This window comes from Streptomyces sp. AA4, from assembly GCF_000158875.1.
Taxonomy (GTDB): Bacteria; Actinomycetota; Actinomycetes; order Mycobacteriales; family Pseudonocardiaceae; genus Amycolatopsis.
The window spans coordinates 1,548,092-1,571,795 of record NZ_GG657746.1 but is presented as its reverse complement, the minus strand read 5'-3'; the positions used below and the strand labels follow the sequence as shown (position 1 = coordinate 1,571,795).

Here is a 23,704-nt window from a genome sequence, read left to right as displayed (position 1 = left end):
TCCCCCAACAGACACCGGCAGCAGCTCCTGAGCGGACAATCACGACTGTCCCCGAACCGACACCGACGGCAGCCCCTGAACGGACACCCGCGACCGTCCCCCAACAGACACCGGCAGCAGCCCCCGAACGGCCAACCACGACTGTCCCCGAACCGACACCGACGGCAGCCCTGAACGGACAGCCGCGACGGTTCCTGAACTTGTTGTGGTGAGGGGTCCCCTCATTCCTTGGTGATCGGAGTGAAGGGGCCCCTCGCTGGCGCTCGATCGGCGGGACAGGGACTTTGGCGCCCGCCCGGTTGGAGCGAAGGGGCCCTTCACGTCATGACGTTCGAAGCGAAGGGACCCGCACCTCGCACATAGCTGGAGCGAGGGGGACTTTCGCGTCGATCGTGCGGAGGGGGCCGTCGAGTGCCGCGCCCGGAGAGGCGAAAGGACCCGTCGCACGCGCTCGGTGGAAGCGTAGAGCGCGCGTCCGCAGGCTGGCGGGATGACGGGGCTCTTCACGGACCTCCTCACGATGGCATCCACTGGATCGGACACCGAGCCGTCCAGACCGACCGCGCCAGCCCACAACCCACCCGGACCAACCACGCCAGCCCACCAGCCAACCACCGCACCAGCCCACGACTCACCCAAGCCGACCGCACCAGCCGATCGGCCAGCCACCGCTCCGGCCCGCGACCCACCCGGACCAACCACGCCAGCCGACGGGCCAATCACCGCACCAGCCCACGACCCACCAGGGCCACCAGGGCCAACCCATCGGCCGACCAAGCCGCCCGGAGCAACCCCGCCAGTCCACCGGCCGACCGTCAACCCGCCCGAGCCCCAGCCCGAACCCGTGCGCACAGAAGGTCGGATGATCACCGAAACTCCACCGATCAGGTCTGGGGCTTTCCGCCGGCGTACCGGCTGATGATCAAGGCGATCAAAATAATCCCCCCGTAAATCGCCTTGAGCCATTCCGCGGGGACCTGGGCGATGCGCAGCAGGCTGTCCACCGACTGCAGCAGCAGCACCCCGGTCAGCGCGCCGACCAGCGTGCCTCGTCCGCCGTCCAGGGAGACGCCGCCGATGACTGCCGCGGCGAAGACCTGCAGGATCAAGCCGTCGCCCTGGTCGGCGCCCAGGGCGCCGACGTAGCCGGTGTAGGCCAGGCCGCCGATGGCAGCCAGGACTCCGGCCACCACGAAGACCACCCACGAGATTCGGTCCACCCGGATGCCCGCGGCCCGGGCGGCTTCGCGGTTGCCGCCGATTGCGTACAGCGAGCGGCCGACTCGGTGGTAGCGCAGGCCCAGCCCGAACACCACGAAGAGCACCGCCGCGAGCCAGACTGACATCGGCAGGCCGGCGAACGTCGTTGTCGCCAAGGCGGTGAACGCGTCCAGCTGGTCGAACAGCGTCTTGCCGTTCGTCGTGCCGATCTGGGTTCCGCGCAGGACCGTCAGCATCGCGAGGGTCACGATGAACGCGTTCAGCTTCAGCTTCACGATCAGGAAGCCGTTCACGAAGCCGATCAAGGCGCCCACCACCGGGATCGCCACCAGGCCGAGCGCCGAGGGCCATTCGGTGCCGAAGCCGGAGGACGCCGCGGGGATGACCAGCATCGCGCCGATCGCGGGGGCGATGCCCATCGTGGATTCCAGCGACAGGTCGAACTTGCCGGTCAGCAGCACCAGCGATTCGCCCAGCACGACCAGCGACAGCGCGGCCGCCGCGGACAGAATGCTGATGATGTTGTCGAAGGTGAAGAACGTGTCGCTGATCAGCCCGCCGATCACGAACACCACCACGAGCGCGGGCAGCAGCGCCAGTTCGCGCAGCCACGCCGACTTCCGGCGCTTCGGGCGCACCGCGGGCAGCGCCGTCTGCGGGTCGCTCATCAGGTCAGTCATGGAGCCCGACTCCTTCGATATCCGCCACCAGGTCCCCGTCGGACCAGCCGGCCTGGTGAACGGCGGCCACCTCGCCGGCGCGCAGGACCAGCACCCGGTCGGCCAGGCGCAGGTCGTCCAGCTCGTCGCTCACGAGCAGCACCGCCTTCCCCTCGGCCCGCACCCGGTCCACGACCGCGAGCAGGGCCTCCTTCGACTTCACATCCACCCCGGCGGTGGGATTGATCAGCACCACCACGCGCGGGTCGCTCTCCAGTGCCCTCGCGAGCACGACTTTCTGCTGGTTCCCGCCGGACAGATCCGAAACCGGCTGGTCCGGGCTCGCCGCCACGATGTCGTAGTCGGTCAACGCGCGCGATCCGCGTTCGCGGCGTACCTTCGGCGACGCCAGGCCGCCGGGGCCCATCCGGTCGAGCACGGACAGGGTCGCGTTGTCCATAATGGAGTGTTCCAGCACGAGGCCCTCGTGGTGCCGGTCCCGGGGGACGCAGCCGATGCCTGCGCGCAGAGCCGCGGGAATGTCGCCGGCCGGCAGGCGTTTTCCGTCCACCGCAACGGTTCCCGAGGTGGGTTTGCGCAGGCCGTAGACCGTCTCGGCCACCTGGTGTTTGCCGCTCGCGTTGCTTCCCGCGAGCCCGACGACCTCGCCGCGGTGTACTCGCAGGGAGACGTCGTGGAAGCCGTCGCCGGACAAGTCGTCGACGGCGAGCACCTCTTCGGCGTCCACCGCGAGCGGGTCGCGGGTGGCTGCGTCACGCACAGCCAGGCCGCCCTGCTCCCCTGTCATCGCGTCAACCAGCGCCGCGCGGCTGACCTCCTCCACGGGCGCGGTGAGCACGTGCCGAGCGTCGCGCAGGACGGTAACCGCTTGGCACACCTCGTAAACCTCGTGCAGGTGATGCGAAATGAACAGGAAGGTGACGCCGTTCTCCTGCATCTGCCGCATGCGCTCGAAAAGCCGCTCGATGGCCTGGCTGTCCAGCTGCGCGGTCGGTTCGTCCAGCACGATGAACCGGGCACCGTAACTCAGCGCACGAGCGATCTCGACGAACTGCCGGTCCTCAACGGACAGATCGCCCGCCGGAGTGTCCACATCGACCTGTACGTCCCACGAGTCCAACAGTTCTCGCGCCTGGCGGCGCAGTTTCTTCCAGCCGATCGCGAAGTCGCCCTGGGCCTGCCGGTTCAGGAACAGATTCTCCGCGACCGTCAGCTGCGGCACGACCATCGCGTGCTGGTACACGCACGCGACGCGCGCCTTCCAGTCGTCCTGTTTGGACAAGGAAGGTGCCGGTACACCGCCGAAGGAAACGCTGCCGGTGTCCGTTTCGGACAGTCCAGTGAGGATGGACACCAGCGTGGACTTGCCCGCCCCGTTGCGGCCGACGAGCGCGTGCGACTCGCCGGGCCGCACGGTGAGGCTGACGTCGTGCAGCGCGACGGTGGGCCCGTACCGCTTCCCGACGCCGTCCGCCTGCACTACCGGCGCGCTCACAGGTTGTTACCCCACAACGCTTTGTCGTCCACGTTGTCCTTGGTCACGACCGGCGCGGGCAGCTGGTCTTCCAGGATGCCGGGGCTGATCTCGACGATCGTGGAGTCGTGGTCGGTCGGGCCGGGCTTGAACGTCTCGCCCGCCATCGCCTTCTTGAGCCAGTACATGCCGTACTTGGCGTAGGCGTCGGCGGGCTGCGAAACCGTCGCGTCCAGTTCGCCGTTGCGGATCGCGGCGAGTTCCTGCGGGATGCCGTCGTTGCTCACCAGCACCACGTGCTTCGGGTCGCCGACCGGGAAGAACAGGTTCTTGCGCTTGAGCGCCTGTTCGGTCGGCGCGAGGTAGACGCCGCCCGCCTGCATGTACACGCCCTTGATGTCCGGGTTCGCGGTCAGCAGGCTGTCCAAACCGGACGACGCCTTGTCCGCCTTCCACTCGGCGGCGACCTCGAGCACCTTGACGTCCGGGTACTTCTGCTTCATGCACTCGCGGAACGCCGCCGACCGGTCGCGGCCGTTGACCGACGCGAGGTCGCCCATCACCTGCACGACCTTGCCGCTCTTCACGCGCTTGCCGATTTCCTCGCACGCCTTGGTCCCGTACGCCTTGTTGTCCGCGCGCACCACCATCGCGACCTTGCCGCTTTCCGGCGCGACGTCCACCGCGACCACCGGAACGCCCTTGTTTTCGGCCTGCTTCAGCCCGGCGACGACCGCGGCCGAGTCGAGCGGCGTGACGACGAGCCCCTTCACGCCCTGGCTGAGCAGCGTGCCGATGTCGGTGATGAGCTTCGCCGGATCGCTGTCGGCGTTCACCGTGGGCAGCGCGTCGAGGCCCTGCTCCTTGGCCATCTGCGGCACGTATTTGTTGTAGGCCTGCCAGAACGGCGAGGTCAGCAGGGGCAGCGTCGCCCCCACTTTGCCGGTGCCGCCGCCGCTGGCCGCGGCCGCCGGTTTGTCCTTAGTGGACCCGCACGCACCGAGCACCAAACCGCAGGCGGCCACCGCGGCGGCCAGCCGGATCACCTTCGTACGCACCGCATCCTCCTTGATGACAGGCCTTCTTGGCTGAGCAGATCAGTTCTGCACGGGTCCGCGCGGGCGCAGGCCGTACATGCCGCCGTCCACCGCGAGCGCGGTGCCGGTAGTCGATGCCGAGAGCGGGCTGGCCAGGTACGCGATCGCGTTCGCGACCTCGTCCGCGGTGACCAGCCTCCCCATCGGCTGGCGGGCGGCGAGCGCCTTCCGCTCCGCCGAGGGGTCCGCGGCGGTGTCGAGCAGCCTGCCGACCCACGGGGTGTCCGCGGTGCCGGGGCACACGCAGTTGACGCGGATCCGGTCCGGCAGGTGATCGGTGGCCATCGCGAGGGTCAGCGACAGCACCGCGCCCTTCGTGGCCGAGTACAGCGCCCGTGCGGGCAGCCCGGCCCAGGCGGCGATCGAGCAGGTGTTCACGACCGCCGCGGCAGGCGAGTTTTTCAAGTGCGGCAAGGCAGCGCGTGCCGTGCGCACCATGCCGACGACGTTCACGTCGTACGCGCGATGCCATTCGTCGTCGTCGTTCGCGGTGACGTCGCCCTGCGCGCCGATGCCCGCGTTGTTGACCAGGATGTCGAGCCTTCCGAAGCGCTCGGCCACCGCGTCGATGGCGGCGCGGACCTCGGCGTCGGACGTCACGTCGCAGCGGAATCCGGCCAGCGGCTCGGGCACCTCGTCGGTTTTGAGGTCGAGCACGGTCACCCGCGCGCCGCGCTGGGCCAGCAGGTTCGCCGTGGCCAGGCCGATTCCCGAAGCGCCGCCGGTGACCGCGGCGACCAGGCCGTCGAATTCGCTCACTGCGCGTTCTCCGTCCATTCAGGACCGTCCGGGAAGCTGAACCGGCGCAGCGTAGCGTCATGCATGCGCGCGGAAAAGCCCGGTGCGGTCGGAGCGAGGTAGCGGCCGTCGCGCACGACAGCCGGGTCGGTGAAGTGGTCGTGCAGGTGGTCGACCCATTCGATGGAGCGGTCGCTGTCCGAACCGGACACTGCCACGAAGTCGAACATGGACAGATGCCGCACCAGCTCGCACAGTCCGACCCCGCCGGCGTGCGGACACACCGGAACACCGAATTTTGCTGCCAGCAACAGAATCGCGAGGTTCTCGTTCACGCCTCCGACGCGGGCAGCGTCCAGCTGCAGCACATCGATCGCACTGGCCTGCAGCAATTGCTTGAACACCACGCGGTTCTGCACGTGTTCGCCGGTGGCGACCTTGATCGGTGCGAGCGCCTTCGCGATGGCCGCGTGGCCGAGGACGTCATCCGGCGAGGTCGGTTCTTCAATCCAATATGGATCGAACGGGGCCAGCGCGGTCATCCACGACACTGCCGTCGCGACGTCCCAGCGCTGGTTCGCGTCGACCGCGATCCGGATGTCCGCGCCCACAGTCTCGCGAGCCAGCTTCATCCGCCGGACATCGCCCTCGAGATTCCCGCCGACCTTCAGCTTGATCATCTCGAAACCGTCCGCGACCGCCTGTTCCGCCAGCCGCACCAGTTTCGCGTCGGAGTAGCCGAGCCAGCCCGCCGACGTGCTGTACGCGCGGTAGCCCTCCGCTTCGAGCCGAGCGGTCCGCTCGGCCCGGCCGGGTTCAGCAGCGCGCAGAATGTCGAGCGCTTCCTGTTCGGTCAGCGCGTCGGAAAGGTAGCGGAAGTCCACAAGGGACACCAGCTCCTCGGGCGTCATCCGCGACGCGAACTTCCACAGCGGCAGTCCGGCGCGGCGCGCGGCGAGGTCCCACGCGGCGTTGACGATCGCGCCGATCGCCATGTGCGCCACGCCTTTTTCCGGTCCCAGCCAACGGAATTGCGAGTCGCCGACCAGAGCCCGCGAGAGCGCGCCGAGCGCTTCCGCGTCCTCGGGCACCTCGCGGCCGACGACGTGCGGCGCGAGCGCGCGGATCGCGGCGGCCTGCACGTCGTTGCCGCGGCCGATGGTGAAGGCGAGACCGTACCCGTCCGGTCCGGCGTCGGTGTGCAGCTCGACATAAGCCGCCGAATAGTCCGGGTCCGGGTTCATCGCGTCCGAACCGTCGAGGTCGCGCGACGTCGGGAAGCGGACGTCCCGGACCTCCATGGCCACGATTTTCGCCATGTCAGGCCTGCCCGAAGGTCTGGCGCTGCTTGCCGAGGCCGTCGATTTCCAGCTCGACGACGTCGCCCGCGCGCAGGTACGGTTTCGGCTCGGGCTGCCCGAGCGCGACGCCCTCGGGGGTTCCCGTGTTGATCAGGTCGCCGGGGCGCAGCACCATGAACTGGCTCAGGTAGCGGATGATCTCGGCGACGCCGAACACCATGTCCTTTGTGGACGAATCCTGCACCTTTTCGCCGTTGACCCACGTACGCAGGCCGAGCGCCTGCGGGTCCGGGATCTCGTCGGCGGTCACCAGCTCCGGGCCGAGCGGGTTGAAGGTCTCGCAGTTCTTGCCCTTGTCCCACTGGCCGCCGCGGTTCAGCTGGAAATCGCGCTCGGAGACGTCGTTGGACACGACGTACCCGGCGACGTGCGCCAGCGCTTCGTCCGCGCTTTCCAGGTAGCGCGCGGTTTTCCCGATGACGACGCCGAGTTCGACCTCCCAGTCGGTGGCCGTCGAGCCGCGCGGGACGAGCACCTCGTCGAACGGTCCGACCATCACGTCCGGGGCTTTCATGAACAGCACCGGTTCGGCCGGCACGGCCGCGCCGGTTTCCTCGGCGTGGCGGCGGTAGTTCATGCCGATGCAGACGATCTTGCCCGGCGCGGCGATCGGCGCGCCGACCCGCAGCCCGGCCCCGTCGGCGACCGGCAGTTCCCCGGCTTCGAGCGCCCGCGCGGCCTTGGCCGGTCCGTCGCCGGCGAGGAACGCGCCGTCGATGTCCGGCGTGACCCCGGAGAGGTCGTGGAGGGTGCCGTCACCGGCACGGACGAACGGACGCTCAGCCCCCGCTGCCCCGAGACGCACAAACCGCACGGACGAACCCCTCTCTCGACACCGTTCTCGCGATACATCCGATGTATAGCGCACCGGAGGGCGGCAGATCTAGAGGGAAGCGGGATTTGGTGCGGAAATTGATCCGATCACCGGGTTGGCAGGCGGATAACGGACACTCGTCGTGGCGGGGAGGTCCCGCCACGACGAAGGAGACGGTGCGGCGCGGATGGGACCAGGAGAGGCGACAGAGCCGGACGGGCGTGCGCCGTACGAAGACGGGGAAGGCAGCGCGAGCAGTGCCGTTGAGGGCACGGAGGACGAGCGGGGGCACGGCGCCGCAGGCAGACCGACCGTCGGCTTGGGTGCCGCTGATCGGGAAAGGCCGTGGGCGGCAACCCCTCCGCAGCGCTCGAATGCATCCGATCATTCCGCGCCGGATCATCCGACAACCGAGCACTTCGCACCAAACGACCCGCCAGACCAGCCTGCACCCGACTCTGCCGCGGCCAGCACGAAGCACCCCGCCGCAGAACACTCGGCCAGCCTCCCCGAGCACCCCGGCAGGGCAAGATCCGGCGGCTTCTCATTCTCGGCGGCCTCTCCGCCTTCGGGCCTCTCTCCATCGACATGTACCTCCCCGCCCTCCCCCGGATGGCGGGCGACTTCCAGGCCTCCGACACCACCGTCCAGCTGACGCTCACCGCGTTCGTCGTCGGGCTCGCGGTCGGGCAGATCGTCGCCGGGCCGTTGTCGGATTCGTTCGGGCGGCGGCGGCCGTTGCTGGTCGGCCTGGGGCTGTACATCGCCGGGTCGGTCGCGGCGGCGGCGAGTCCGGGCGTTGAGCTGCTGATCGCCGCGCGGAGTGTGCAGGCGCTCGGTGCGGCGGCGGGGATCGTGATCGCTCGCGCGACCGTTCGCGACCTTTACACCGGCACGGCGATGACGAAGTTCTTCTCGCTTCTCCTGCTCGTCAACGGTCTCGCGCCGATCCTCGCTCCGGTGCTCGGCGGTCAACTGCTCACGTTCACGTCCTGGCGAGGCGTGTTCGTCGTCCTCACCGGCTTCGGTGCCCTGCTGCTCGCCGCGGTCGCGTTCGCGCTGCCGGAGCCGTTGCCGGTCGAGCGTCGGCATCCGGCGCGGCTACGCGGGGTGCTTCGCACGTACGGACGGCTCCTCACCGACCACACGTTCCTCGGCTACGCGCTCACCGCGGGGCTGAACTTCGCCGCACTGTTCGCGTACATCTCCGGTTCGTCGTTCGCGCTGCAGGACGTTTACCGCCTGAGTCCGCAGGAATACAGCGTCGTCTTCGGGCTCAACGGGGTCGGCATCGTGCTCGCCGGGCAGCTCAACGGCTGGCTCGTCGGCCGGTTCCCCGAACGGGCGCTCCTGCGCGCCGGGGTGACGGTGTCCACACTGTCCGGCCTCGCGACGCTGGCCGCGGCGACCCTGCGACTTCCGTTGCCAGCATTGCTGATTCCGCTGCTGCTCATGGTTTCCTGCATCGGAATCATCAATCCGAACGCCAGTTCGCTCGCGCTCGCCGGGCACGCGCGCACGGCGGGGTCGGCGTCCGCGCTGCTGGGCGTGCTGCAGTTCGCGATCGGCGGGATCGCGACGCCGCTGGTCGGGCTCGGCGGGCCGGGCACGGCGGTTCCGATGACCGCCGTGATGGCCGGGTTCGGGGTGCTCGCCTTGCTGTCGTTCGCGACGCTGACGGTCAGCCCAACTCGGCGAGGTTTCCGCTCCTCAGCTGGTCGTCGGTGACCGCGATGCGTTCGTCGACCAGCTTCTGCAACGCGTCCCCGTCGTCCCACTGGTTGACGTTCATCGCCGCCGAAACCTCGTTGTCCGGGGTCACCCAGAACGCCGTGAAGTCGTAGGACTCGAGGTCGCCGCGCACCACCACGCGGTCGCGGTCCAACACAGGCAGGCCGCGGTATTCGCAGCCGATGGCCGGGCCACCGCGGTCTGGGTCGTACTGGTCGGAGAAGAAGTAAGGGCTGTTTAAGTACGGCTCGTTCGCACCAAAGAGGTTGGCCGCGACGTGCTCGCCCTGCGTACGCGCTGTCGCCCAGTGCTCGACGCGTACGCGGCGGCCGTAGCGCGGATGGAACTGCGAAGCGATGTCACCGATCGCGTACACGTCAGGTGCCGCTGTACGCAGACCTGCGTCGACATCGACACCACCGTCGTCCGCCAGTTCAAGACCGGCAGCGTGCGCCAGCTCGACGCAAGGGGCCGCGCTGACGGCGATGAGCACGACGTCGGCGTACAGCTCTTCGCCGCTCGGCAGTCGGACGCCGGTCGCTGAGGTGTCGCCGGTGATCGCTGCGACGCCTTCGCCGAGACGCCACTGCACACCGTGTTCTTCATGCAGACGGTAGAACGCTCTGGCCACTTCGTCCCCGAGGACGTTGGCGAGGGGCAGCTTCTCCGGAGCGACCACAGTCACCTCGGCACCGTGCGTACGCGCGGCAGCGGCGGCTTCGGTACCTATCCAGCCCGCGCCGACGATCAGTACGCGTTTCGCTGCTTCGAAGGCCTCACGCAGCCGCAGTGCGTCGTCGAGAGTGCGAAGCGTGTACAGGCCGGGCAGGTCACCGCCGGGCACCTTCAGCGTCCGCGGACGCGAGCCGGTCGCTAAGACCAGACGGTCGTATCGGTGTTCGCCGCCCGCGTCGTCGAGGACGAGGCGGGCGCCCAGTTCGACGCGGGTCGCAGTGGTGCCGGAGAGCAGCTTGATGTCGTTCTCGCTCCAGTAGCCCTCTTCGCGCACCCAGTCGGGCTCGTCGGCGTTGCCGAGCAGCACTGCTTTCGACAACGGCGGCAGCTCGTACGGCCGGTGCGGATCAGCACCGATCAGCAGGATTTCCCCGTCGAAACTGCGTTCCCGGACGGTGGCTGCCGCAGTGGCACCGGCCAGTCCGGATCCGACGACGACGATTTTCCGAGGTTCCGACATCCGTCCTCCCGAGTGCCCGCGGCGTGCGGTCGCCGACGCTACTCCGGTACGCGGCTGGTCACACCCCGTGGAAAACCGGCCAGTAGGCAATTCGGGTGAACCGGCGTAAGCCGCCCCGGAGCCGCCGGTCCCACCCCCGCACGAAGGACACGGGCAGTACGTGATCGGAGGGCGAGGGCCGTGACAGGGCGGGACGACAGTACGGAGCGGAACGAGTGGACGGTCGGCTGCCGGGACCTGGCGGGCAGGCGGCGGGACGTGACGGTGTTCGTGAGCAGCGACGACAAGGTCGTCCTGGTCGCGCCGCCGGGAGAGGCGGCGGTGCTGGGCCCGCTGGAGGTCGGCCGGCTGCGCGCGGCCCTGCGCGACGCCGTGGTGGCCACCGCGACGTCGGCGCGCCGGACCGGAACCGACTGACAACTACCGTTCCTACTCGTGAGTAGGTAGAGTCGGCACCCGCAGACCCCGAAAGGTGCCGGCCATGACCACCTACTTCGTCACGGGCGCGACGGGCTTCCTCGGGAAGCGCCTGGTCGCCCGGTTGCTCGCCCGGCGGGACACGACCGCCGTCCACGTGCTCGTCCGCAACACCTCGCGCGACCGCCTGGCCGCGCTCGCGCGGGACTGGCCGAACGCCGACCGCCTGGTCCCCGCCGTCGGCGACCTCACCGAACCGCTGCTCGGCCTCGACCCGGCCGGCTACGACGGGGCAGACCACGTCGTCCACCTCGGCGCGATCTACGACTTCACCGCAGACGACGCGGCGAACCGGGCCGCGAACGTCGAGGGCACCCGGAACCTGCTCGCCTTCGCCGCGGCCGCCGGAGCGGGACTGCTGCACCACGTTTCGTCCATCGCCGTCGCGGGCGATCACGCCGGCCGTTTCACCGAGGCGGACTTCGACCTCGGCCAGTCCTTCAGTTCCCCGTACCACGCCACGAAGTTCGAGGCCGAGAAGCTGGTCCGCGAACAGTCCGACGTGCCGTTCCGCGTCTACCGGCCCTCGGCGGTCGTCGGCGATTCGCGCACCGGCGAGATGGACAAGATCGACGGCCCGTACTACTTCCTGCCCGCCATCTCGCGCCTCGCCGCGCTGCCGAGGCAGCTGCCGCTCGTAGCGCCCGACTTCGGCGCGACCAACCTCGTCCCGGTCGACTACGTCGTTTCCGCGATGGAATACCTCATGCACCGCGAAGCGCCTTCGGGCAGTACGTACCACCTCGCTTCGCCGCGACCGCAGAAGCTGCACGAGGTCTACAACGCCTTCGCCCGCGTCGCCGGAGCGCCACGCGTACGCAGGACGGTGCCGTCAGGCCCGCTTCGTAACACCGCGTCCCGCCTCGCGACCGCTGTGGACCGTCTGCCGACTGGACGTGCGACGCGATCCGCAGTGTTGACCGAGCTGGGCATTCCGCTCGAAGTGCTCCCCCACCTGAACATGGAGGTGGAGTTCGACACCGCGCGCACCACTTCGGAGCTGTACGGCAGCGGCGTCCACCTTCCCGAGCTTCGCGACTACGCCGAACCGCTTTACCGCTACTGGCGCGCGCATCTCGACCCGGACCACGCTCGACGTCCAGGGATCGAAGGACGCGTTGTCCTCATTACCGGTGCGTCGTCCGGCATTGGCCGCGCGAGCGCGCTGGCTGTCGCGCGTCGCGGCGCGAAGGTGCTTCTCGTCGCGCGCCGTGCCGAAGAACTCGAAGACGTGCGTAGCGAAATCACCGCAGCGGGCGGCGAAGCAGCGACGTACCCGTGCGACCTCACTGACGGCGACGCGGTCGACAGTCTCGTGAAGGCCGTCCTCGCCGACCATGGTGCGGTGGACGTGTTGGTGAACAACGCCGGACGCTCCATCCGACGCTCGGTGCAGCTGTCGACAGAACGCTTCCACGACTACGAACGCACCATGGCCATCAACTACTTCGGTCCCGTGCGGTTGATCCTCGGACTGCTGCCGTCGATGACCGAACGCCGGTTCGGCCACATCGTCAACGTCACCACGCAAGGCCTCCAGACCGACACCCCGCGGTTTTCCGCTTACCTGGCTTCGAAAGCCGCGCTCGAGGAGTTCAGCCAGACCGCCGGGCGCGAGACGCTGTCCGACGGCGTCACGTTCTCCTCGGTCCGGATGCCGTTGGTGCGCACCGACATGATCGCGCCGACCGGGTCGTACCGCGGACTGCCCGCGAGTTCGCCGGAACGCGCCGCGGCGCTGGTGGTGAAGGCGATCGAGCGGCGGCCGCAGATCCTGAGCCTGCCCGAGGGCCGGGCCGCGGAACTGGCCACGCTGGCCGCGCCGGACCTCGCCCGCTTCGCCGCGCACCTCGTGTACCGGGTGATGCCGGAATCCGCGCCGGAAGCCAGGAAGCTGCCCCGGCAGCCCGCCCCGGCGAGTGTCGCGGCGACGCTGACGCGGCTGGTGTGGCGGCGGAAGGCTTGAGGAGGTCGTGAGTGCTCATGCCGGTTCTAACCGGCGTGAACACTCACGAGTCCACCAGCAGGTCGTCCGGCGACCCGGAAGCCAGCCCGGCCAGCACGTCCAGCGCGCTCGCCAACGTCTCCTCGGAAGGTGCGGACACCGCGATCCGCACCGCGTTCGGCGCGTGCCCCGGCACCACCGAGAACGCCGCCGCCGGGGACAACGCGATCCCCCGGCGAGCGGCGGCCGCCACGAAGGTCTCGGCCCGCCACTGGTCCGGCAGCACCCACCACCGGTGGTAAGCCGAGGCGTCGCCGCACACCTGGAAGCCCGCCAGCCGTTCGGCGACGATCCGCGCCCGCGTCCGGGCGTCCGCGCGTTTCGCCGCTTCGACCTCCGCCAGCACGCCGCCGGTGATCCATCGCCGCGCGGCTTCCACGGAGAACCGCGACGCCGACCAGCCGCCGGACCGGATCGCGCTCGCCAGCCGCGGGACCCACGGCGGCGGCACCACGAGAAACCCGGCCGTGAGCCCGGGCGCGACGCGTTTCGACAGGCTGTCCACGAAAACCGTGCGCTCCGGCATCAGCGCGGCGAGCGGTTCGGTGTCCGGGCGGAGGAACGTGTAGATGCCGTCCTCGATCACCGGCAGGTCCAGCGCGCGGACGGTCTCGGCCAGTTCGGCGCGGCGCGGCGGCGGCATCGTGGTGCCGAGCGGGTTGTGCAGGGTCGGCTGGACGTAGAGCGCGCGCACCGGGGCGCTCGCCGCGAGTGCGGCCGGGACCAGGCCGTGCGCGTCGGTTTCGATCGGCACCAGCTCGATGCCGAGCCGGGTCGCCGCGGCTTTGACCACCGGATACGTCAGGGATTCGACCGCCAGCCGCTCACCGGTCGGCACGAACGCGGCCAGCGCGGCCGCGATGCCCTGCCGCCCGTTGCCCGCGACCAGGACCTGGTCCGGATCCGGCGTCCACGACCCGCGAGCGAGCATCGCGACCGCCGCCTCGCGGACCGCTTTCGTGCCCGCCGCGCCGAGTGGGTGCAGGGCGTCGGTGAAGACGTCCGCGCGCAGGACGGGTTCGAGCGCTCGCGCCAGTTTGGCCGATTGGCTTGGCAGGACGGCGAAGTTGAGTTCGAGGTCCACGCGCGCGTCGCCGGGTTCGGACAGCGCCGGTTCGGGCCCGGGCTTCGCCGCGCGCACGAAAGTCCCCCGGCCCACCTCGCCGACCGCCAGTCCGCGGCGGACGAGTTCGCCGTACACGCGGGCCGCGGTGGACCCGGCGATGCCGCGGTCGCGCGCGAACCGGCGCTGCGGCGGCAGCCGGTCGCCCGGGCGCAGCCGGCCGGCTTCGATGTCGGCGGCGAGTTCGTCCGCGACGACGCGGTAGTCGTCCATCCCACCCTCGCTCTGCCGGGATTCTCCCGGACGCATCATGGCACCGGCCGGTCACTGGTCGCTAACGCGACCCGCGGAACTCCCCGAACGGGGGTCACTAGGTTAGCCTTACCTGTGTGACACTGACGCGCGAAGACACCCGCCTGCACGCCGAGGACCTGACGCTGGCCTACGACGGCCGCACGGTCGCCGAACGGCTCGGCGTGGTCATCCCGGACAAGTCGTTCACGGTCATCGTCGGCCCCAACGCCTGCGGAAAGACGACGCTGCTGCGCGCGCTCGCCCGGATGCTCAAGCCGCGCGCGGGCTCGGTCTACCTGGACGGCGAGGTGATCTCCAGCTACGGCGCGAAGGAGGTCGCGCGACGGCTCGGCCTGCTGCCGCAAAGCTCGATCGCGCCGGACGGGATCACCGTGTCCGACCTCGTCGCGCGCGGCCGGTACCCGCACCAGAAACTGCTGCGCCAATGGTCCCGCGAGGACGCGACCGTGGTCGCCGATGCGATGCGCGCGACCGGCGTCGACGACCTCGCCGAGCGGATGGTCGACGAACTGTCCGGCGGGCAGCGCCAGCGCGTCTGGATGGCGATGGCGCTGGCCCAGCAGACCGACCTGCTGCTGCTCGACGAACCGACGACGTACCTGGACATCGCGCACCAGCTCGACATCCTCGACCTCTGCGCGACCCTGCACAGCGAACAGGGCCGCACGCTCGTCGCGGTGCTGCACGACCTCAACCACGCGGCCCGGTACGCGACCCACCTGATCGCGATGCGCGACGGGAAGGTGCTGGCCACCGGGACGCCGGAGGAGGTCGTGACGGCGGAGAACGTCGAGCGGATCTTCGAGCTGCCGTGCCGGGTGATGGAATGCCCGGAGAGCGGGAGCCCGATGGTGATCCCGAAGGTCAGCCGCCGGGCGGCCTGATTCAGCGGGCCATGAACGACCGCCACACGTCCGCCGGGATCGACGAACCCGTCACCTTCTTGCCGTCCCCGTCGAGCAGCTTGCGGTTGTCGTCGGAGCCCAGCCATACCGCCGTCGCCAGTTGGGGCGTGTAGCCGACTGCCCAGGCGTCCTGGTTGTCGCGCGAGTTGCCGCGCTCGAACTCGCCGGTGCGCAGGGCCGCCGCGCGACCGTCCGGCAAACTCGTCCGCAACGCCGAAGTCACGTCCTGCGCGACCTGCTCCGGAACGGCGGAGACCGGCTGGTTTTCGTGCTGCCACACGACTTTCCCGGACCGGTCGAGCACCTTGTCCACCAGGTGCACCGGCGCGCGCGTGCCGTTGGCGGCGTAGGTCGCGTACGCTCCGGCCACGTCGAGCGGCCGCATCGGGTACCGGCCGACGACGATGCCCGAGCCGATCGTGACGCCGTCCTGCTCGCGCATGGTCGGCGCGCCGTCCACCTCGTCCGGGATCCCCGCCGCACGGGCCGCCGCGCTCACCTCGTCGACGCCGATCTTCTTGGAGACCGTGATGAACGGCGTGTCCGCGCCTGAGGTCAACGCGCTGCGCAAGGTGCACGATTGCGGGCACTTCGGCGGATAGTCGAATTTCTCGCCGAGGTACTGAATCTCCCGGGGAGCAGCCACTTTCTCGTCCAGCGACATCCCGTTTTTCAATCCGGCCGCCGCGGTGAACGGGTAGAACGCGGAGCCGAGCGCGTGCCCGGTTGCCGCGTAATCCCGGACGCCGTTGTTGCCGCCGTCGTACGCGCGCACCGCACCGTTCGTCGGATCGACCGCCACCAGCGCGCCGCGCAATTCCGCTGGCTCGCCCTTCAACCGGTCGCCCAGCGCGGCGTGCGCGGCGTTCTGCAGGCCGGGGTCCAGCGTGGTCTGGACAGTCAGATTTCCTTGCTGCAGCCGGGAAAGCGAGAAGCCGGCCGTCTCCAGTTCGGTGAGCACTCGCTGTTTGAGGTGGTACTGGTCGTAGCTCAGGCTCACCCGCGTCTCCGCGGGCGGTTTGATCTCCGCGCCCGGATAAGCCATGCCGTCGGCGTTCTTCACATAGCCGCGTTCGACCAGCTTGTCGCGCACGTACTGCCACCGTTTCGCCGCGTGCTCGTCGCCGGACACCGCCGGATCGTGCACCGACGGCGACTGGATCATCCCGGCCAGGAACGCCGCCTCGCTCCAGGTGAGGCTGTTGTCGAGCGGACGGCCGAAGAACGCGTTCATCGCCGCGGCAGGTCCGAAAGTGTTGCGGCCGAAGGAGATGATGTTGACGTAGCTCTCGAAGATCTGTTCCTTGCTCTGCTCCTGGGTGATCTTCGTGGCGAGCACGAGTTCCTGCATTTTCCGGGAGAGCGTCGAATCCTCGTCGCCGGTCGATTTCTTGATGTACTGCTGCGTGATCCCGGACCCGCCGCCGACGCCGGTCAGGAACGCGCGGCCGATGCCGGTCGGGTCGAAACCGGAGTTTTCCCAGAACGTCGGGTCCTCGGTGGCGACGATCGCGTCGCGCAGCTTCTGCGGGATCTGGTCGAACGGCACGTACCGGCGGTCGCCGCCCGCCGGCACGACGCGCAGCAGTTCGCTGCCGTCGGCGTACTTCAGCGTGACGGTTTTGCCGAGCGAGGCGAGGACGTCCTGCGGGCTGCGCACGTCCAGCAGCAGGTAGGCGATCCAGAACGCGATCAGCGGCACGCCGACCGCGAATCCGGTCAGGTAGTACGCACCCCTGCGGATGCGGCGCCACGTGCGGCGGACACCAACGGATTGGTCACTCTCCGGGGCTGACTCCACGAATGGAGGACGGCTGAACCAGTGGCAAGGTTCTGCCGAGTCCGTGAATTGATCACGAGAGGAAGGCGCGCAACAGCGACGCCGTGCCCTCGATGTGCTCGGCCATCGCCTGCCGCGCGGCCACCGGATCGCCGGCCAGGATCGCGTCGACGATCGCCTCGTGCTGCGCGTTCGAATGCTCCAGGTTGGGTTCGAGCAGCGGGATCCGGTCCAGCAGCTGGTTGACCCTCGTGCGCGCGTCGGCGACCGTGCTGGTCAGCGACGCGGACGCGGTGACCTCGGCGATCGCCAGGTGCAGCCGCGAATCCTTGCGCCGGTAGTCGGCGAGATCGGCCGCCGCCGCTTCCGCGAGCGTGCCGGTCAGATGCTGCCGATCGGCCGGGCTCAACGTGCGCGCCGCGGCCGCCTCCGCGGCACCGGTCTCCAGCACGTGGCGCAGGCACAGCGCGTCTTCCAGCCCGGCCGCGTCCACCTCGCCGACCGCGCGTTCCGCGGGCTCCGGCAGTTTCTCGTTCACGAACGTGCCGCCGTACCGCCCGCGCCGCGACTCGACGTAGCCCGCGTCGGCCAGCGCGCGAATCGCCTCCCGCAGCGTCACGCGGCTGACCCCGAGCCGTTCGGCCAGCTCGCGTTCCGACGGCAGCCGGTCCCCCGCGCCGACGACGCCGAGCCGGATCGCCTGCAACAGCCGCTCGACGGTCTCCTCGAAGGCGTTCCCGGCCCGCACCGGCCGGAACAGGGCCGCGTTCGCGCTCACCACCGAGGTCGACTCCACCTGTCCGATTCTATGCTGCCTGATTGCAGAGAAGTCTTTGCAAAGAGTTCTCTGCGGTCTAGAGTACGAGGCATGCCCGACGCACGCCGCACTCGCCAGATCGACGCGCAAACCCTGCGCGCGCTGGCGCATCCGCTGCGGATGGAACTGCTGGACCTGCTGACCCTCGACGGCCCGGCCACCGCGACCGGGCTGGCCAAACGCGTCGGGGAAAGCTCCGGCACCACGTCGTGGCACCTGCGGCAACTCGCCGAAACCGGGTTGGTCGTGGAGGATTCCGGCCGGGGCTCGAAGCGCGAACGCTGGTGGAAAGCGGCGCAGGATTCGACCCGGATGAGCGCGGCGGACTTCGTGCACCAGCCGGAGATGGCCGGATCGCTCATGGCTTTCCTGCACCACCACGTGGATCAGCGCTATCGCGAACAATCGCGGTTCGTCGCCGAACTGCCGCGCTGGGCCCACGAATGGCGCGACAGCTCGACGCTGAGCAGCACCATGCTGCCTCTCACGGTGGCCGAAACCCGCCAGATGATCGACGAAATCGAGGCGGTGATCGAGCGCTACCGCCGCCCGGCCCGCCCCGGCGACGAGTCGGTGATCACGCAGTGGGCGGCGTTCCCGCGCTCGTCCGCCGAAACCATGCCAGAGGGGGAATCCTGATGCACCCGTTCCTGCCCGAATACGCCGCCGCCCGGCAAGACGAATTGCTTGCCGCGGGGGTGCGCTCTACGCCGATAAGACGCGAGCCCGCCCGGCAACGACTCGGCTGGTGGCTGATGGAACTGGGCCTGCGCCTCGCCACCCCGAAACGCCGTGAAGGACTCCTTGAGGGAATCTGATTCCCTCAAGGAGTCCTTCACGGACCGAAAATCAGCACTCGATGACGTTCACGGCGAGTCCGCCGCGCGCGGTCTCCTTGTACTTCACCGACATGTCCGCGCCGGTCTCGCGCATGGTCTTGATCGCCTTGTCCAGCGTCACCACGTGGCTGCCGTCGCCGCGCATCGCCATTCGGGCCGCATGGATCGCCTTCGACGCGCCGACCGCGTTGCGCTCGATGCACGGGATCTGCACCAGCCCGCCGACCGGGTCGCACGTCAAGCCGAGGTGGTGTTCGACCCCGATCTCGGCCGCGTTCTCGACCTGAGCAGGCGACCCGCCCAGGACCTCCGTCAATCCGGCAGCAGCCATCGCCGAGGCCGAACCGACCTCGCCCTGGCAGCCGACCTCGGCGCCCGAGATCGAGCCGGTCTGCTTGAGGATCGAGCCGATCGCTCCCGCGGTGAGCAGGAAGGTGACGATGCCGTCGTCCGAAGATCCGCGCACAAACCGTTGGTAGTAGTGCAAAACCGCCGGGATGATCCCCGCCGCGCCGTTGGTCGGAGCAGTGACCACGCGACCGCCCGCGGCGTTTTCCTCGTTGACCGCGAGCGCGTACAGGCTGACCCAGTCCATCGCGTACAACGGGTCGTCCGCGCCGTCTTCAGCGAGCAGCTTGTCGTGCAACGATTTGGCCCGCCGAGGCACCTTCAGGCCGCCAGGCAGCACACCCTCGTGCGTGTACCCGTTCCGCACGCACTCGGCCATCACCTCCCAGATCTGCAGCAGTCCGTCCCGAACCTCCTCGCGGCTGCGCCAGGAAAGCTCGTTCCGCAGCATGATCTCGCTGACCGGAAGCCCGGTGTCCGCGCAATGCTTCAGCAGGTCCGCCCCGGTGCGGAACGGATACGGCACCGGCGTGGAGTCCTCCACGAACACCGGGTCGGTCTCGTACGACTCGTCCCGCACGAATCCGCCGCCGACCGAGTAGTACGTCCGTTCCCGCAGCAGCGAACCGTCGGAAGCGAACGCCCGGAACACCATCCCGTTCGGATGCGCGGGCAGGGACTTCCGCCGGTGCATCGGCAGGTCGGTGTCCTCGGCGAACGCCACCGAATGCGTCCCGCCGACCGCCAGCCGTCCGGACTCGCGGATCGCCGCCACCTTGGCGGGCACCGTGTCGGTGTCGATTTCCTCCGGCCGCTCCCCGGAAAGCCCGAGCAGCACCGCCTTGTCGCTGCCGTGCCCGAATCCGGTCGCGCCGAGGGAGCCGAACAACTCGGCCTGCACCCGCGCGACCGTTTCCAGCACGCCGTCCTCGACCAGACCGTCCACAAAGGTCTTGGCCGCCCGCATCGGGCCGACCGTGTGGGAACTCGACGGCCCGATGCCGATCGAAAACAGGTCGAAGACGCTGATCGCCATTGATCCGCCCCTTCTCTTAGTTCCTCGCCAGCACGCTGCTGGCTTCTTGGGCCGCCGGCCCTTCGGCGGTCAGGTGAGCGAGGTTCTCCGGCAGTTCCTCGCCGCGGTGTGCCTTGGTCTGGGCGTAGAGCCGTCCGGCGCGGTACGAGGACCGCACCAGGGGGCCCGCCATCACGCCCGGGAACCCGATCGCCTCGGCGGTTTTCGCGTGCTCCACGAACTCCTCCGGCTTGACCCACCGGTCCACCGGGTGATGCCGCGGCGAGGGCCGCAGGTACTGGGTGATCGTGATGATCTCGCACCCAGCGTCGAAGAGATCCTGCAACGCGACGGTGACCTCTTCCGGCGTCTCGCCCATCCCGAGGATCAGGTTCGACTTCGTCACCAACCCCGCCGCACGCGCCTGGGTGATCACGTCCAGGGAGCGGGCGTAGCGGAAGCCGGGGCGGATCCGCTTGAAGATCCGCGGCACGGTCTCCACGTTGTGCGCCAGCACCTCCGGCCGCGACCCGAACACCTCGGCCAACTGGTCGGGTTCGGCGTTGAAGTCCGGAATCAACAGCTCGACACCGGTGCCCGGGTTGAGCGCGTGGATCTGCCGCACCGTCTCCGCGTACAGCCACGCACCGCCGTCGGCCAGGTCATCGCGGGCGACACCGGTGATCGTCGAGTACCGCAGACCCATGGCCTGCACCGATTCCGCGACCTTCCGCGGCTCCGTGCGATCCAGCGCAGCGGGTTTCCCGGTGTCGATCTGACAGAAATCGCAGCGCCGCGTGCACTGGTCACCACCGATCAGGAACGTGGCCTCGCGGTCCTCCCAGCATTCGTAGATGTTGGGACACCCGGCCTCTTCACACACGGTGTGGAGGCCTTCGCGGCGAACCAGGCCCTTGAGTTCGGTGAACTCCGGCCCCATCCGCACCCGCGTCTTGATCCACGACGGCTTCTTCTCGATCGGCGTCTCGCTGTTGCGCACCTCAAGCCGCAACAACTTCCGCCCCTCGGGCTGCGCGCTCATCGGCTCAGGTCCGCGTACAGCGGGTGCTTCTTGGCCAGCAGCTCCACGCGACCCCGCAGCGCCTGCTGGGCGGCCTCGTCGAAGTCCGGTTTCAGCGTCTCGGCGATGATGTCGGCGACCTCGGTGAAGTCCTCGGCGCCGAAACCGCGGGTGGCCAGCGCCGGGGTGCCGATCCGCAGGCCGGAGGTGACCATCGGCGGACGCGGGTCGAACGGCACCGCGTTGCGGTTGACGGTGATCCCGACCGAGTGCAGCCGGTCCTCCGCCTCCTGGCCGTTGAGCTCGGAGTTCACCAGGTCGACCAGCACCAGGTGCACGTCGGTGCCGCCGGTGAGGACGCGGACGCCCGCCTCGGCGCAGTCGGTGCGCGACAGCCGGTCGGCGAGGATCTTCGCGCCTTCCAGGGTGCGCTCCTGGCGCTCGCGGAACCCGTCGGTCGCGGCGATCTTCAGCGCCACGGCCTTGGCCGCGATCACGTGCTCCAGCGGACCGCCCTGCTGGCCGGGGAACACCGCCGAGTTGATCTTCTTCGCCAGCTCCTGGCGGCACAGGATCAGGCCGCCGCGCGGGCCGCCGAGGGTCTTGTGCGTGGTGGTCGTGACGATGTCCGCGTGCGGCACCGGCGACGGGTGCAGCCCGGCGGCCACGAGACCGGCGAAGTGCGCCATGTCGACCATGAGCTTGGCGTCGACGAGGTCGGCGATCCGGCGGAACTCGGCGAAGTCGAGCTGGCGCGGGTAGGCCGACCAGCCGGCGACGATCAGCTTCGGCTTGTGCTCGACCGCCAGCCGCTCGATCTCGGCGACGTCGACGATCCCGGTCTCCTTGTCGACGTGGTAGGCGACCACGTTGTACAGCTTGCCGGAGAAGTTGATCTTCATCCCGTGCGTCAGGTGGCCGCCGTGCGCGAGGTCGAGGCCGAGGATCGTGTCGCCCGGCTTCAGCACCGCGAACATCGCCGCCGCGTTGGCCTGCGCGCCCGAGTGCGGCTGCACGTTGGCGTGCTCCGCGCCGAACAGCGCTTTGGCCCGGTCGATCGCGAGCTGCTCGACGACGTCGACGTGCTCGCAGCCGCCGTAGTAGCGGCGGCCCGGATAGCCCTCGGCGTACTTGTTGGTCAGCACCGAGCCCTGCGCCTCGAGCACGCCGACCGGGGCGAAGTTCTCCGAGGCGATCATCTCGAGCGTCGACTGCTGGCGGTCCAGCTCCGCGGCCACCGCGGCGGCGACCTCCGGGTCCGCTTCGGACAGGTGGGCGTCGAACGGGGAGGTCATCAGTTCTCCTGGGTCAGCTCGGCGTACGCGGACGCGTCGAGCAGCTCCGGGACGTCGCCCGAGAGCCGCACCTTCAGCAGCCATCCTTCGGTGTACGGGTCGGAGTTGATGACCTCGGGGGTGTCCGATGTGGTCTCGTTCACCGCCACCACCTCGCCGCTCACCGGCGAGTACAGCTCGCTGACCGATTTCGTCGACTCGACCTCGCCGAACACCTCGCCCGCGGTGACGGTGTCGCCGACGCCGGGCAGCTGCACGAACACGATGTCGCCGAGCGAACCGGCCGCGAACGCGGTGATGCCCACCGTCGCGACGCCGTCGGAGACCGACAGCCACTCGTGTTCCTTCGTGTAGGACAGGTTCTGGGGGATGCTCACAGCTGGGGGTCCTTTTCAGGCTCGGGAGTAGAAGGGCAGGGCGACGACCTCGACCGGCTCGACGCGGCCCCGGATGTCGACGGACAGCGCGGTGCCGGGCTCGGCGTGCTCCCGGTCTACATACGCCATGGCGATCGGGTAGCCCAGCGTCGGCGACAGCGCGCCGCTGGTGATCTCCCCGATAGTGGCGTCCCCGGACAGCACGGCGTACCCGTGCCGCGGGGCGCGGCGGCCGGTGCCGCGCAGGCCGACCCGCACGCGCGGGACGTCGGCCTTCTTCAGCTCCTCCAGGGCCGCGCGGCCCACGAAGTCGCCCGGCTTCTCGAACTTCACGACCCGGCCGAGACCGGCGGCGAACGGGTTCAGCTCGCGGCTGAGTTCGTTGCCGTACAACGGCATCCCGGCTTCCAGCCGCAGCGTGTCGCGGCAGGCGAGCCCACACGGGACCAGGCCGTGCTCCTGACCGGCCTCGGTCAGCAGCGCCCACAACGCCGGCGCCTCCGCCGCGGGCACGAACAGCTCGAAGCCGTCCTCGCCGGTGTAGCCGGTGCGGGCCAGCAGGACCTCGTGGCCCTTCACGACGGCGGGCATGCTCGCGTAGTACTTCAGCGCGGCGAGGTCGGCGTCGGTCACCGCGGCGAGCACGTCGACCGCCTTCGGGCCCTGCACCGCGATCAGCGCGGTGTCCGCGGACCGGTTGTCCACCACCGCGTCGAATCCGGCGACCCGCTCGGCCAGCGCGTCCGCGACCACGGTGGCGTTGCCCGCGTTGGCCACGACCAGGTACTCCTCGTCGGCGAGCCGGTAGACGACCAGGTCGTCCAGCACGCCGCCGTCGGCGTCGCAGATCATCGTGTAGCGGGCGCGGCCCGGCTTCACGCCGGTCAGGTTGCCGACCAGCGCGTAGTCGAGCACGTCGGCGGCCTGCGGCCCGCGGACGTGGATCTCGGCCATGTGCGACAGGTCGAACAGCCCGGCCGCCTCGCGCACAGCCTTGTGCTCGGCCAGTTCGCTGGCGTAGCGCACCGGCATCGACCAGCCGGCGAAATCGGTGAACAGCGCGCCGAGATCCTTATGGACCTGGTGCAGGGGGGTTTCCGTCACAGGAAGCCTTTCGTTGTCGCGAGCGGAGGTCG

General features: G+C 69.5%; 21 protein-coding genes. 6 read left to right on the top strand and 15 right to left on the bottom strand.

Translation table 11 applies throughout. The annotated features are described in order from the left end of the window. Positions 1-884: 884 nt before the first annotated feature. Genes SSMG_RS07355 through SSMG_RS07330 form a run of 6 tightly spaced genes read right to left on the bottom strand, consistent with a single transcriptional unit; the run spans position 885 to position 7,385 of the window. Positions 885-1,901 (bottom strand): ABC transporter permease, encoded by a 1,017-nt coding sequence (locus SSMG_RS07355; RefSeq protein WP_009074252.1) that lies wholly within the window; start codon positions 1,899-1,901, stop codon positions 885-887. Beyond that, positions 1,894-3,396, bottom strand: coding sequence for a sugar ABC transporter ATP-binding protein (locus tag SSMG_RS07350; protein WP_009074251.1), 1,503 nt, complete (start codon positions 3,394-3,396; stop codon positions 1,894-1,896). Before SSMG_RS07350 ends, SSMG_RS07355 begins: the two co-directional genes overlap by 8 nt. After that, a complete protein-coding gene (locus SSMG_RS07345; RefSeq protein WP_009074249.1) occupies positions 3,393-4,433 on the bottom strand; it encodes a sugar ABC transporter substrate-binding protein in 1,041 nt (346 codons plus the stop codon). Before SSMG_RS07345 ends, SSMG_RS07350 begins: the two co-directional genes overlap by 4 nt. 39 nt (positions 4,434-4,472) lie before the next feature. After that, on the bottom strand, positions 4,473-5,231 hold the full coding sequence (locus SSMG_RS07340; protein ID WP_009074248.1) for an SDR family NAD(P)-dependent oxidoreductase: 759 nt from the start codon (positions 5,229-5,231) through the stop codon (positions 4,473-4,475). Beyond that, positions 5,228-6,529, bottom strand: a complete 1,302-nt coding sequence (locus SSMG_RS07335) for an enolase C-terminal domain-like protein (protein WP_009074246.1) — start codon at positions 6,527-6,529, stop codon at positions 5,228-5,230. The genes SSMG_RS07340 and SSMG_RS07335 overlap by 4 nt, the downstream gene beginning before the upstream one ends. A gap of 1 nt (position 6,530) precedes the next feature. Further along, positions 6,531-7,385: a fumarylacetoacetate hydrolase family protein gene (locus SSMG_RS07330; RefSeq protein WP_009074245.1), complete on the bottom strand. Its 855-nt coding sequence runs from the start codon at positions 7,383-7,385 to the stop codon at positions 6,531-6,533. Between the two features lie 345 nt (positions 7,386-7,730). On the opposite strand from SSMG_RS07330, the gene SSMG_RS07325 reads away from it, so the two are divergent. Beyond that, positions 7,731-9,113 (top strand): multidrug effflux MFS transporter, encoded by a 1,383-nt coding sequence (locus tag SSMG_RS07325; protein ID WP_009074243.1) that lies wholly within the window; start codon positions 7,731-7,733, stop codon positions 9,111-9,113. Here the strand turns inward: SSMG_RS07325 and SSMG_RS07320 are convergent. Continuing rightward, a complete protein-coding gene (locus SSMG_RS07320; RefSeq protein WP_009074241.1) occupies positions 9,067-10,311 on the bottom strand; it encodes an NAD(P)/FAD-dependent oxidoreductase in 1,245 nt (414 codons plus the stop codon). The two genes, SSMG_RS07325 and SSMG_RS07320, sit on opposite strands and share 47 nt — an antisense overlap. A gap of 180 nt (positions 10,312-10,491) precedes the next feature. On the opposite strand from SSMG_RS07320, the gene SSMG_RS07315 reads away from it, so the two are divergent. Both SSMG_RS07315 and SSMG_RS07310 read left to right on the top strand, forming a co-directional pair. Beyond that, positions 10,492-10,728, top strand: a complete 237-nt coding sequence (locus tag SSMG_RS07315) for a hypothetical protein (protein WP_009074239.1) — start codon at positions 10,492-10,494, stop codon at positions 10,726-10,728. A 64-nt stretch (positions 10,729-10,792) separates the two neighbouring features. After that, positions 10,793-12,754, top strand: coding sequence for an SDR family oxidoreductase (locus SSMG_RS07310; RefSeq protein WP_037712875.1), 1,962 nt, complete (start codon positions 10,793-10,795; stop codon positions 12,752-12,754). Positions 12,755-12,797: 43 nt separating this feature from the next. Here the strand turns inward: SSMG_RS07310 and SSMG_RS07305 are convergent, their stop codons facing one another. Continuing rightward, complete coding sequence (locus tag SSMG_RS07305; RefSeq protein WP_037712872.1) at positions 12,798-14,129, bottom strand: PLP-dependent aminotransferase family protein; 1,332 nt, start codon at positions 14,127-14,129, stop codon at positions 12,798-12,800. 116 nt (positions 14,130-14,245) lie between these two features. Here SSMG_RS07305 and SSMG_RS07300 point away from each other — a divergent pair, with 116 nt between their 5' ends. Then, positions 14,246-15,055: an ABC transporter ATP-binding protein gene (locus SSMG_RS07300; RefSeq protein ID WP_009074234.1), complete on the top strand. Its 810-nt coding sequence runs from the start codon at positions 14,246-14,248 to the stop codon at positions 15,053-15,055. A 1-nt stretch (position 15,056) separates the two neighbouring features. Here SSMG_RS07300 and SSMG_RS07295 read toward each other — a convergent pair whose 3' ends face one another. Next, a complete protein-coding gene (locus SSMG_RS07295; protein WP_009074232.1) occupies positions 15,057-16,877 on the bottom strand; it encodes a transglycosylase domain-containing protein in 1,821 nt (606 codons plus the stop codon). Between the two features lie 52 nt (positions 16,878-16,929). Then, positions 16,930-17,652, bottom strand: coding sequence for a FadR/GntR family transcriptional regulator (locus SSMG_RS07290; protein ID WP_009074230.1), 723 nt, complete (start codon positions 17,650-17,652; stop codon positions 16,930-16,932). A 72-nt stretch (positions 17,653-17,724) separates the two neighbouring features. Here SSMG_RS07290 and SSMG_RS07285 point away from each other — a divergent pair, with 72 nt between their 5' ends. Next, complete coding sequence (locus SSMG_RS07285) at positions 17,725-18,312, top strand: helix-turn-helix domain-containing protein (protein ID WP_009074229.1); 588 nt, start codon at positions 17,725-17,727, stop codon at positions 18,310-18,312. Continuing rightward, positions 18,312-18,491, top strand: a complete 180-nt coding sequence (locus tag SSMG_RS45260; protein ID WP_158687998.1) for a hypothetical protein — start codon at positions 18,312-18,314, stop codon at positions 18,489-18,491. The genes SSMG_RS07285 and SSMG_RS45260 overlap by 1 nt, the downstream gene beginning before the upstream one ends. A 31-nt stretch (positions 18,492-18,522) precedes the next feature. Here SSMG_RS45260 and SSMG_RS07280 read toward each other — a convergent pair whose 3' ends face one another. Genes SSMG_RS07280 through gcvT form a run of 5 tightly spaced genes read right to left on the bottom strand, consistent with a single transcriptional unit; the run spans position 18,523 to position 23,672 of the window. Further along, on the bottom strand, positions 18,523-19,896 hold the full coding sequence (locus SSMG_RS07280) for an L-serine ammonia-lyase (RefSeq protein ID WP_009074228.1): 1,374 nt from the start codon (positions 19,894-19,896) through the stop codon (positions 18,523-18,525). 16 nt (positions 19,897-19,912) lie between these two features. After that, entirely contained in the window at positions 19,913-20,917 is a 1,005-nt protein-coding gene (lipA, locus tag SSMG_RS07275; protein WP_009074227.1) for a lipoyl synthase, read from the bottom strand. Next, positions 20,914-22,191, bottom strand: a complete 1,278-nt coding sequence (glyA, locus tag SSMG_RS07270; protein WP_037712871.1) for a serine hydroxymethyltransferase — start codon at positions 22,189-22,191, stop codon at positions 20,914-20,916. Before glyA ends, lipA begins: the two co-directional genes overlap by 4 nt. Continuing rightward, entirely contained in the window at positions 22,191-22,568 is a 378-nt protein-coding gene (gene gcvH, locus SSMG_RS07265; protein ID WP_009074225.1) for a glycine cleavage system protein GcvH, read from the bottom strand. The genes glyA and gcvH overlap by 1 nt, the downstream gene beginning before the upstream one ends. Before the next feature lie 15 nt (positions 22,569-22,583). Then, on the bottom strand, positions 22,584-23,672 hold the full coding sequence (gene gcvT, locus SSMG_RS07260; protein ID WP_037712869.1) for a glycine cleavage system aminomethyltransferase GcvT: 1,089 nt from the start codon (positions 23,670-23,672) through the stop codon (positions 22,584-22,586). Positions 23,673-23,704 lie beyond the last annotated feature (32 nt).